8 protein-coding genes, 1 tRNA gene and 1 pseudogene are annotated in these 10,542 nt (G+C 30.6%); 2 read left to right on the top strand and 8 right to left on the bottom strand.

All coding sequences use genetic code 11. The features are described from left to right. Position 1: 1 nt before the first annotated feature. Both NAB20_RS05160 and NAB20_RS05155 read right to left on the bottom strand, forming a co-directional pair. On the bottom strand, positions 2-1,408 hold the full coding sequence (locus NAB20_RS05160; RefSeq protein ID WP_088390157.1) for a GspE/PulE family protein: 1,407 nt from the start codon (positions 1,406-1,408) through the stop codon (positions 2-4). A 490-nt stretch (positions 1,409-1,898) separates the two neighbouring features. Then, positions 1,899-2,324: a type IV pilin protein gene (locus tag NAB20_RS05155; RefSeq protein WP_164849118.1), complete on the bottom strand. Its 426-nt coding sequence runs from the start codon at positions 2,322-2,324 to the stop codon at positions 1,899-1,901. A 198-nt stretch (positions 2,325-2,522) separates the two neighbouring features. Here NAB20_RS05155 and NAB20_RS05150 point away from each other — a divergent pair, with 198 nt between their 5' ends. Further along, positions 2,523-4,145 carry a hypothetical protein gene (locus NAB20_RS05150; RefSeq protein WP_375605634.1) on the top strand — a complete coding sequence of 541 codons (1,623 nt, stop codon included), beginning with the start codon at positions 2,523-2,525 and terminating at the stop codon, positions 4,143-4,145. A 489-nt stretch (positions 4,146-4,634) separates the two neighbouring features. Here the strand turns inward: NAB20_RS05150 and NAB20_RS05145 are convergent, their stop codons facing one another. The 4 genes from NAB20_RS05145 to NAB20_RS05130 form a co-directional block, all read right to left on the bottom strand. Continuing rightward, positions 4,635-5,975 (bottom strand): hypothetical protein, encoded by a 1,341-nt coding sequence (locus NAB20_RS05145; RefSeq protein ID WP_375605633.1) that lies wholly within the window; start codon positions 5,973-5,975, stop codon positions 4,635-4,637. Positions 5,976-6,773: 798 nt separating this feature from the next. After that, positions 6,774-7,340 carry an aminoacyl-tRNA hydrolase gene (pth, locus tag NAB20_RS05140; RefSeq protein WP_088390077.1) on the bottom strand — a complete coding sequence of 189 codons (567 nt, stop codon included), beginning with the start codon at positions 7,338-7,340 and terminating at the stop codon, positions 6,774-6,776. A gap of 94 nt (positions 7,341-7,434) precedes the next feature. Beyond that, on the bottom strand, positions 7,435-8,043 hold the full coding sequence (locus NAB20_RS05135; RefSeq protein ID WP_088390075.1) for a 50S ribosomal protein L25/general stress protein Ctc: 609 nt from the start codon (positions 8,041-8,043) through the stop codon (positions 7,435-7,437). Positions 8,044-8,073: 30 nt separating this feature from the next. Continuing rightward, positions 8,074-9,015 carry a ribose-phosphate pyrophosphokinase gene (locus tag NAB20_RS05130; protein WP_105195548.1) on the bottom strand — a complete coding sequence of 314 codons (942 nt, stop codon included), beginning with the start codon at positions 9,013-9,015 and terminating at the stop codon, positions 8,074-8,076. A 192-nt stretch (positions 9,016-9,207) separates the two neighbouring features. Here NAB20_RS05130 and NAB20_RS05125 point away from each other — a divergent pair. Continuing rightward, positions 9,208-9,287: transfer RNA gene (locus NAB20_RS05125), tRNA-Leu, on the top strand. Between the two features lie 54 nt (positions 9,288-9,341). Here NAB20_RS05125 and NAB20_RS05120 read toward each other — a convergent pair. Continuing rightward, the gene (locus NAB20_RS05120; RefSeq protein ID WP_375605775.1) at positions 9,342-9,533 is read right to left on the bottom strand and encodes a transposase; all 192 of its coding nucleotides are present in this window, start codon (positions 9,531-9,533) and stop codon (positions 9,342-9,344) included. A 93-nt stretch (positions 9,534-9,626) separates the two neighbouring features. Beyond that, positions 9,627-10,410: pseudogene (locus NAB20_RS05115) on the bottom strand (IS982 family transposase). Between the last annotated feature and the right edge of the window lie 132 nt (positions 10,411-10,542).

The raw sequence follows: 10,542 nt of genomic DNA, 5'->3' as shown, positions 1-10,542 counted from the left end.
TTTATTGTGCAATTAAAATTGGATAAATTTCATCTAAAGAGGTTTCACCTTTGGCTAGTAGATCAAAAGCTTTATGCGCTAAAGTTTGATATTTGTTATTATTATCAAACATTTCAGCCATTTGATTATGTTTTATAGCCGTGGCCAATTTATTATCAACATTTACTACTTCATAAATAGCAGTTCTACCTTTATAACCTGTATGAAAACATTGGTTACAACCTGTAGTTTTATAATGTTTTTCAATAGGATATGGGAATTGAAAACTTAGTGGAAAATCATCTAAGTTAACGACAATTTCTGATTTGCAGTTTTCGCAAAGTTTTCGCACTAATCGTTGCGCAACAGATAGGTTTAAAGTCTCCGAAATTAGATAAGCGGGTACTCCCATATCTAACAAACGTGACATGGTACCTAAAGCAGAATTAGTATGTATGGTAGATAAAACCAAATGCCCTGTAAGTGAAGCTCTAATAGCCATAAGGGCTGTTTCAGAATCTCGAATTTCGCCCAGCATGATTACATCTGGGTCTTGGCGCAAAAAGGACTTTAATGCTGAGGCAAAGGTAAGCCCTATATCTTCTTTGAGTTGTACTTGATTGATTCCTTTAAGTGTATACTCTATTGGATCTTCAACGGTAACAATATTGCGTTTAGTATCGTTTAATAATTTTAAAGTAGCGTATAAAGTGGTCGTTTTTCCAGAACCTGTAGGGCCACTAATTAAAATTATACCATTAGGCTTTTTTACCGCTTGAAGATATTTTTCTAGTTCATCATCTTTAAAGCCTAACGCATATAGGTCGATATTTGAAGCATCCTGTCCCAATAAACGCATTACTATTTTTTCACCAAAAAGGGTGGGTAAAATAGACACTCTAATATCAAAAGTTTGATTTGTAATACGCCCATCTTGTGGCAATCGCTTTTCTGTAATATTAAGCTTTGCTTTTATTTTTACTTTATTAACAAGTTCTAAATAGTTTTCTTTTTCTATCTTGTATCTTTCTATAAGTTGTCCGTCAATTCGCAAACGAATTCGTGCGTTATCTTCGTATACTTCAAAATGAATATCACTACTTTTTAGTGCCTTTGCTTCTTCTAATAAAGATTCTAAAAAATCATTTTTTTCTACATCAAAATTCCTCTTTTTAGTATCTATACGTTCTTTTCTATAATAAATAGACAATGCCTTGCTAATAGCATTAGTTGTGGAATCAAAAAGCTTGACATTTTTACCTGTTAAAAGTTCTAACTCTTCTTGGGTATTTAAATTGTTATTTTTAGTATCTATATATAATTCTAATAGATCCTCATTGGTTTGTTTTGGAATAACACGATAATGATTAGCCAATTCGCCTGAAATAGCTAAAAGACTTTCGGTATCTACCAGTAAAGTATCTTCCATACCTAACATAATAATAGGAAAAAGGGTTCTAGAAAATTTTTAACAATCAATATAAATCCTAATAATATGGACGAAAAACCAGCTAATGGAATAGACTTAATCTCTTTTTTCTTTAAGAATAAAAAATAAAGTATTATAGCAAATAACATACTAGTAATAAGGAATACTAAATATTTTTTCAATTCAAACAATGGCGTAATGGATACAAAAAATAACACATCTCCTAAGCCAAAATACGCTTGTAGTGGATTTGCAAAATTTTTATGTCTTATTCTCATATAAAGAACCATGGCACCAAAAATAAAAAGGAAAAAGCAAATGTTAACTAGTGCGTTTTTTAAAATTAAGTTCAACGGGAAATGCAAAAGTAAGCTACCTACTATAAGAATTAAAATAGGTAACAAAATATGTAGGGCTCTATATTTCAAATCTTGATAAAAAATAAAACCGAGTATACTTAAGAGTACAACCTGTAAAAACAAATCCACTTTTATTCTTTCGTAACTTCAGTTAGCACTTTAGTATTGTTAATTTCCCAAGTATTAAAAGCACCATCACCATCCATATCCGATACCGCGGTGGCTCTAGCCAGGAAACTCTCATTTGATGATTCCACAATTTCAACACGGTAAATAGCTTGACCTCCTTCATCCACCGTTTTTTCTTGTTCAAAACCTAATTCCTCCAGACTGCTTGAAAATTTAGAATATCTATAAAAATAACTTTTTTCTAAACCATATATCTGATTTAACATAGCTTGTGCTTCAATAGATTTGGCTTGACTGATAACGGAAGTCTGATTGGGTAATACCATCAGCAGTAAGATTCCAATAATACAAAGTACAATGAGTATTTCTGTTAAAGAGTACGCCTTGACCATCAAGTATTTATTGAAATCTAAAAACTTATTTTTCATAGGTTTAAGAGAAATTTCGGGCGCAAAAATAGGAATTGTATTTGAGAAAACAGTGTTTTTTCTATTTAAAGTGATTGTAATATTCTATAAAAATATTTAGAAGGTGTATACTACTTAGAAAAAAATATAAAATTTAGCTACTTTTGCACGCTTAATCAATACTAAATCAGTTAAATTTTCATTTTAAAAAGATCTTCAATGACAATCAATTCCTTTCTTAAAGAAATATTAGCAGCATTCTTTTTTTTATTTACTTTGAATATTTTTTCGCAGGATTTTCGTGAAATTCAAAAGCAAAATGCAAGAGCTACAGGTTATGCTATTATAGCTTCAAAAAATCCAAATGTCCGTTTTTCTGTACTCGTAATCCCTTGGGATAAGCAAAAAACTTTAGAAGAAAATGCCAATATTCAAATTAATTCATCATGGCATGCTCAATGTGCCATTAAAGGAAATTTTTTTGACCAAGTATTTGATGGAAGTAATTTTACAAACTACAGCTCTGTAGTTACAAGTCAAGAAGAATTTGATTTATATAAAAATACAGGCTCAGAATGGTGGATTGCATGTAGTACACTACCGGCATTCAGTAGTGGTATTGGAGAATCATTCTCTAAAGAACATACCATAACCGATTATTCTCCTTTATTAAAATTAAAAAGATCTACTGATCAAGGAGGATACATACAAGGAATTCAAACACAGTTAAAAAACGGAATTTCCAATTGGTTTTTTGGAAACTTACATGCTGATAAATGGATTGTTTCTAAAGGAGATTATCAAAACGCAAAATTAGCTGTATCAGAAAACGGGAATGTGGGTATAGGTACTGATAATCCATTATCAAAATTAGAAGTTAACGGAAACATAACTACATCCTTAGGATCTGGAGGGAAAATAACTTTATTTGATAACAATAGTACGAGAAATAACCGCATTGAATTATTTGCAGATGAAAATGGAGCAAACATTGGTTCAACTTATGGTAGTGGAGGAAATGGAAATATAAATTTTAACACTGTAGGATCCACTAAAATGAAAATTCTTGAAAATGGTAATATCGGTATTGGAACTACTACTCCTATAACCACACTTGATGTGAACGGTCATATTACTTTTGACTCTCAATCATCAAACCATACTCATATTCGAATTGGCCACAAAGCCAATGACAATATCATTTCAGACAACTCTGTTCAGAAACACTATGGAGGAGGTTATTTCTTTAGGGTACATAATGATTTGGTTCCAAATAAGTATATCGACATTATGCAGTTAACAGAAAGCGGCAATATTGGTTTTGGCACAAGTACTCCAAAATCTAAATTAGATCTTGGCACAAATTATTCTGAACCTTCGACTTATCCTAATAAAATTTGTTTATGGAATGGAGGCTCTAATAACTATTTTGGATTAGGGGTTAGTAATGCTAGTTTTGATTACTTTTCACAAGGACAACATCGTTTTTTTGTTGGTTATAACGGAAATCCTGGACGAGAAGTTTTTACTTTAAAATCAAGTGGAAACGCTTCTCTTCAAGGGAAATTAGAAGCTAAAGAATTAAAAATAACTACAACACCAACAGCAGACTTTGTATTTGCTGAGAATTATAATTTACCAAAACTAGAAGAGGTTGAAAAACACCTAAAAGAAAAAAAACATTTACCTGAAATTGCCTCCGCAAAAGAAATGGAAAAAGAAGGGGTTAATGTGGGAGAATTTCAAATTAAATTATTGCAAAAAATAGAAGAGCTAACACTTTATGTGATTGAACAAAATAAGAAAATAAAAGAACTCGAAACTCGGTTAAAAAGCAATTAACATAATATACTATTTATTATGAAACGTGTAAGATGAGAAGTCAGACTCTAATTCCACTAATAAGTTTACAAGTTAAAAATGGAAGCTTGGATTTTTAAACCTAAACTTTTGTAGGCACATTCAAAACTGGGGTTTTTCATTTAAAAACTCATATAAAACAACACGTTTAAACAACTTTCAACACGAAATACCACTTCTTGATGATTTCGATAGTTTTTACAAGGAAAACGTGCCTTACCATGATGCTTTCAACCCTATTTCCGAACCAAATAGACGTAAAAAATAAAAAGACCGAAATTGAAAATCAATTTCGGTCTTTTTTATCCATTTTTAAGCTGATGTGGTTTTACTTCTGAATGTATTTTTGCATAAGAAATTAACTGATTTATATCATCTGTATGACTGATTCGGAAATAAATTTAAGATTCAAAACCCTTTACTTCTGAATTCACCCCCCATTTTAGAGCAAAAACTTTAAAATAGAGATTTTTATTTTTTATTTAATATTGTTTGCAATTGTTTTTTTAGTTCTTGAATTTCTTTATTTTGTTGAATTAAATACAACGTAAGTTCTTCTATTTTTTCTTGTTGTATTTTAGTTATTTCACCTAATTCTAAACCTTTTTCTGTAATTTCTTGAGCAGACGGTACGTTAGGTAAATGTTTATTTTTATTTATAAACGTCTCTACTTCATTCAAACTACGTAATTTATAATCTTTAGTAAAAACATAATCAGCCCAAGTATTGTATACTTTAACTTCTTCTGCTCTTATACGTCCTTTAACGGAAAGTTTATATTCTTTATTGCCATCAACAGGATCTACAAATTTATCTGTTCCTATACCAATATGTGTATCCACAAAAACATCACTATCAAATTTAGAAGAACCTGTTTTAACCCAAAAAGTATGTGCAATAGGCCAAGCTTGTGTCCCTCCTAATATTACGTGAGTATCTTTTTTAGGCATTTCCAGAAATACAAAATCAGCACCATTATTAGAAACCGCAAAACAATCTTTTTGTTTTGCATCAGTAAATTTAAAATACCCATATCCTCCTTGCCATGCTTCAACAATGAAACGACTAGCATCAGCTCTATCAGTTAAACTAAACCAAAAGGAAGATTCATTTGGATTTATATTAGATTTAGGAAAATCAAATAATTGAAGTGTCCTATCAGCTCCTGAAGTACTTACTGGGTAGCCCGCATTTATAATTCTACATTTATTATTTCTATCATTTATATCAGTAAACGTTTGACCATCTGGAAAACTTCCTGCAACCTCTAGTTTTGAATATGAAATATCTGTTCCTATTCCGATATTTCCAGATTTTGCATCAATATTTAGCATAGAAGAACCATTTGAAGAACTTATAAAGTTTAGTTTTTTACCATCCATATTTACTGTTCTATCCCCTTGAATTTTACCATCACTACCATAAATATCCGAATAGGTAGCTCCTGAACCAGCTATTGGAGTTAATATTACATTTCCTTGACTGTCTACTGTTAAAGCTTTACCATTGGGTTGTTCCATTGAACTTGTACTTTTTAACTGTGTAAACTTAAGCCCTGAAACCCCATCTATTTCACTATCTACTTCTAATTTTGCTTTTGGACTCGTTATCCCTAAAGTTGGGACATCTTTTACTTCAGATAAAGGTTTTTGAACAAAAACTTCAGTATTACCCCCATCATTTTTTGATACCATTTTTGAGGCATTTGATTTTGTTTGTAAAGTTTTATTGTTGTTATTATAAACCTGTGCTTGTGTATAAAAAAAAGACATTATGGCTATAAGTATACATACATGTTTTTTGTTTTTCATTCTTTAATTTTTTATTTTTTGCAAAAATACTATAAATAATTTATTGACCACAGAATTTAAATTATAATCACATTGCATTAACTATAGAATACAAAAGCAAGGAATTTCATTTTAAACTCCCAATAATTCCAACCACTTTGTATTAAGTAAAAATATTTCTTCTGTCACGAATTTTAAATAACTGTACATATAAGTTTGGTTTTATGACGAAATCTATTGGTTCATCAAGATACGCCTGTTTTATTTTTTAAACCCAGATTACGCGATAGGTTTTATGACAGATATAAAAAAGTAAATAAAACTTTTTCCAAATATTAAACCTTAAAAACAAAAAACGTAACATATAGCCTATCATTTATCTCTTTGACCAGAATAATTTCTGTTCATTTCGAAATTCAGTTAATATTTTTAATAATACCGTTTAAACTTCCTTTTTATTTCTAATAAATTCCCAACACAGAATCGGGGTTTATAATAATACTGTAAAGGAGAACTAGGGAGAATCAAAAAAATTACAAAGACTTAAACATAACATTATTTACAAAAGTGCTATTTATAAGATATTATTTATTTAGATATGTTGGAAATGATACTAAAAAAGTTTGAAGGAAATGAATAGGTTTGTTAAATAAAAACTACTCCATTCAAAAAAAATGATGACATCATCTGTTAAATTATTAGAATCACCAAAAGAGCTAAGCGAATCAATTAACCCTAGCACTTTACATCCTCATTACAGAGAAAACAGCAATCTAATATAAAAAATAGTACTCTATACGAGGAACAAAAAGAAATTCTTTATTTGCCATTAAATACGGTCATCGTGTTTCCGATACCTGCTAACGCAAAGGATTCAACTGCTGCGGCAGACTGTTCTAAACGCTCAGCTAATTTTTCTTTTTCCTGTTCATCCCATTCACCTAATACATAATCGACTTGTTTTCCCTTTTTGAAATCATCACTTATCCCAAAACGGAATCGTGGGTAATCAGTTGAGTTAAGTAATAATTGTATATTTTTTAATCCGTTATGTCCTCCATCGCTTCCTTTTGGCTTTATACGTAAAGTACCAAAAGATAGGTTTAAATCATCCGTAATGATAAGAATATTTTCTTTATCAATATTTTCTTTATCCATCCAGTATTGAACTGCTTTTCCGCTTAAATTCATATAGGTATTAGGTTTTAATAAAAATAAGGTTTTCCCTTTTAGTTTTATTTCAGCCATTGTACCCAGTTTTACGGTATTAAATTCTACCTTATGCTTTTTGGCTAAAAAATCAAGCACTTTAAAACCTATGTTATGACGTGTATTAACATACTCGGCACCAATATTTCCTAAACCTACTATTAAAAATTTTTTCATCTAAATGACATCAAAATATTTATCTATAAAGAGAGTATAACGAATAAAAAAGTGCTCACAATTGTGAGCACTTTTGCAAAATATTTTAAAGAAATTATTTTTTCTTTCCTTTTGCCCCTTTTTCTGCTTTTGCAGCTTCTTGAGCAGCTTTCATAGCAGCACGTGAAATTCTTACTTGACATACTACCGTATTATCTGGGTGTAAAAACTTGTACGCATCTGTGTGTAATTTAGTAATATATAATTTATTACCCATTTCTAATTCAGAAATATCTGTTTCGATAAAATCTGGTAAGTTAGCTGGTAAAGCTTTCACTTTCAATTTACGTTGGTTAAGACGTAATACACCACCTGCCATAACTCCTTTAGAATTACCTACAACTTTCACTGGAATTTCCATTGTAACCTCTTTGTTTTCAAACAACTGATAGAAGTCAATATGTAAGATTTTATCTGACACTGGGTGAAACTGAATGTCTTGTAATACAGCATTGAAAGTTTTACCGTTTTCTAATTCAACCACAACAGTGTGTGCATTAGGAGTGTAAACCAAGTTTTTAAACGCTTTTTCTTCAGCAGCGAAGTGTACTGGTTGATCTCCTCCGTATAACACGCAAGGAATCATTCCAGCATTACGTAAGGCTTTAGTAGATACTTTACCCACGCTTTCTCTTTCTGATCCTTTAATTGTAATTGATTTCATTTAAAAAAATATAAAAATTAATAATATAATTTACATAATAAATTTGCTACTTATTGAATTATTGGAGTGTACCATTCGCATTACATCTGCAAATAATTCAGTACAACTTACCACTTTTATTTTTGCTGATTCTTTCTTTAATGGTATTGAATCCGTTACGATTAATTCTGTTAGACTAGAATTTTCTATTCTTTCTATTGCATTACCAGATAAAATAGCATGAGTGCAAATAGCACGTACACTCAACGCCCCTTTTTCTAACATTAAATCAGCTGCTTTAGCTAATGTACCTCCTGTATCTATCATGTCATCAACAAGGATAACATTTCGCCCTTTTACTTCACCAATTAACTCCATTGATTCAATAATATTAGCTGCTTTTCTTTGTTTATAACAAATTACCACATCTGAGCTTAGAAACTTAGAATAAGCATAGGCTCTCTTTGATCCTCCCATATCAGGAGAAGCAATTGTTAAATTTTCCAAACCTAATGATTGAACATAAGGCAAGAAGATCGTTGAAGCAAACAAGTGATCAACTGGTTTCTCAAAAAAGCCCTGAATCTGATCTGCATGCAAATCCATGGTCATGATTCGAGTAGCTCCTGCACTTTCGAGTAACTTAGCGACCAACTTTGCTCCTATAGGAACTCTTGGTTTGTCTTTTCTATCTTGTCGAGCCCAACCAAAATAAGGTATTACTGCCGTTATGTGTCTTGCTGAAGCTCTTTTAGCAGCGTCAATCATTAGCAAAAGTTCCATTAAATTATCAGAACTTGGAAATGTTGAACACACAATAAAGACTCTTAATCCTCTTATTGATTCCTCAAAAGAAGGCTGAAATTCACCATCACTATAATGGGAAAATGTTACTTTCCCTAGTTTTACGCCGTATTTTTCGGCAATTTTTTCAGCTAGGTATACACTTTGTGAACAAGCAAAAATTTTTGCTTCTGGTTCTAAATGTGGCATTAGGTTACTTTTTTTATATTAGCTAAACTAATTTTTTAAAATTAATTTAGTTAATTGTAGTTAGTTATGTGTTGTGTTGCTTTTAATGCGTTGCAAATTTAGAAATTAAAATCAACTTGAAAACATAATTTTCGATATTTTTTTTATGATTATTCATTTTTTTGTTTACATTTGCACTCACAATCATCAGATGCCCGGATGGCGGAATTGGTAGACGCGCACGACTCAAACTCGTGTACTTAGGTGTGTGGGTTCGATTCCCACTCCGGGTACGAATTAAAATCCTTAACAATCTTAAATTTAGAGAGTTAAGGATTTTTTGTTTCTTAACTTGTACGATTTTTGTATTGTAAAACAGGATCAAGAAAATAAAGTTGGGGATTAAGCAAAAAGATTGGACAATCTGAATAAGAAAAATCGATATTTCTTACCCCTCTAGACTGACTTCTAAAGGCTTTTATTTTTGCATTAAAAGATTCAGCAGTTGCATTAGTACTTCTATTATCAAAATAGTTTATACCATTTTAGTTTTGAAATTACCTAAACCAAAACTCACTAGAAAATACGCGAATCAAGAGATATTACACGATATTATTATACCCCGTAGTGCATTATTGAATTAGATTAATTTTTAAATTATTGATATTTCTATTGAATACGAATCTGTTTAAATATTGTATAGTTGTTAGTGTTGTTATTTTCGAAAGAATTCTTGTTTTAAATCCTTGGAAAGACTTAGCGTAATTTCTTTTTATCATGAATTGGTCGCATAATTGAGAGAATAAAGTTTCTATTCGTTTTCTGAATTTTTTGAACTGATAAAACTGAGGTTTATTCTTTTTGGTGTATCTAATTGTATATTAACCTCGTTAAACAAATCAAGCTGAATGGTTTGAGAGAGATAGCCTCTTCGCCAAGTAATACACAGTCTAATAGTTGAGATTTTATATCTTTTAGATAATGAATATCATGAACAGAAGCAGGTGTTAAATCGAAACTCTAAAAAACACCTTCAATAGAACAAACTGCATGTAATTTGTAGCCGTAATAATGTAATTTTTGAGAAGCACAAAACCCTTTATTTGGTCGTGCATAATCTTCTTCTTTGCATATTTTACTTCTTGAAGAACGGGCTATTTTACAAACTTCCAAGGGCATACTATCAACCACAAAATAATTTTCAAATTCATTAAACTTTTCAACCATTTTTATTCTGATTTTTTCGATATAAGGAAACAACTGTCGTTTTCTTCTATTGTATAGACTTCGCTCGATTTTTAAACCAATCTCAAGCCCTTGAATTTCTCTAAAAAGCTGATGTTCAGAATCTATAGATTTAAATTCAGCCAAAACTATTAAAATAATCACCTCAATATCAGATAATTTTGGTTTTATGGGTTTGAAATAGAAATTCTCAGTTTTCTTTAATTTTCGTAAGTTGCCTGTAAGTTACTCATGATTGTAATCGACTGGTAATCATTACAATTTAATATTTTTTAGTATTTTGAGCAACTTATTTTTATAATG

Origin of the sequence: Flavobacterium davisii (assembly GCF_042182265.1) — a bacterium.
In the GTDB taxonomy this organism is placed as follows: Bacteria; Bacteroidota; Bacteroidia; order Flavobacteriales; family Flavobacteriaceae; genus Flavobacterium; species Flavobacterium davisii.
This window is presented reverse-complemented; position numbering and strand designations above follow the sequence as displayed.

Coding starts and splice junctions, on each gene's coding strand:
- NAB20_RS05160 (WP_088390157.1), bottom strand. CDS start 1,408: ATGGAAGATACTTTACTGGTAGATACCGAAAGTCTTTTAGCTATTTCA.
- NAB20_RS05155 (WP_164849118.1), bottom strand. CDS start 2,324: ATGAAAAATAAGTTTTTAGATTTCAATAAATACTTGATGGTCAAGGCG.
- NAB20_RS05150 (WP_375605634.1), top strand. CDS start 2,523: ATGACAATCAATTCCTTTCTTAAAGAAATATTAGCAGCATTCTTTTTT.
- NAB20_RS05145 (WP_375605633.1), bottom strand. CDS start 5,975: ATGAAAAACAAAAAACATGTATGTATACTTATAGCCATAATGTCTTTT.
- pth (WP_088390077.1), bottom strand. CDS start 7,340: ATGAAAAAATTTTTAATAGTAGGTTTAGGAAATATTGGTGCCGAGTAT.
- NAB20_RS05135 (WP_088390075.1), bottom strand. CDS start 8,043: ATGAAATCAATTACAATTAAAGGATCAGAAAGAGAAAGCGTGGGTAAA.
- NAB20_RS05130 (WP_105195548.1), bottom strand. CDS start 9,015: ATGCCACATTTAGAACCAGAAGCAAAAATTTTTGCTTGTTCACAAAGT.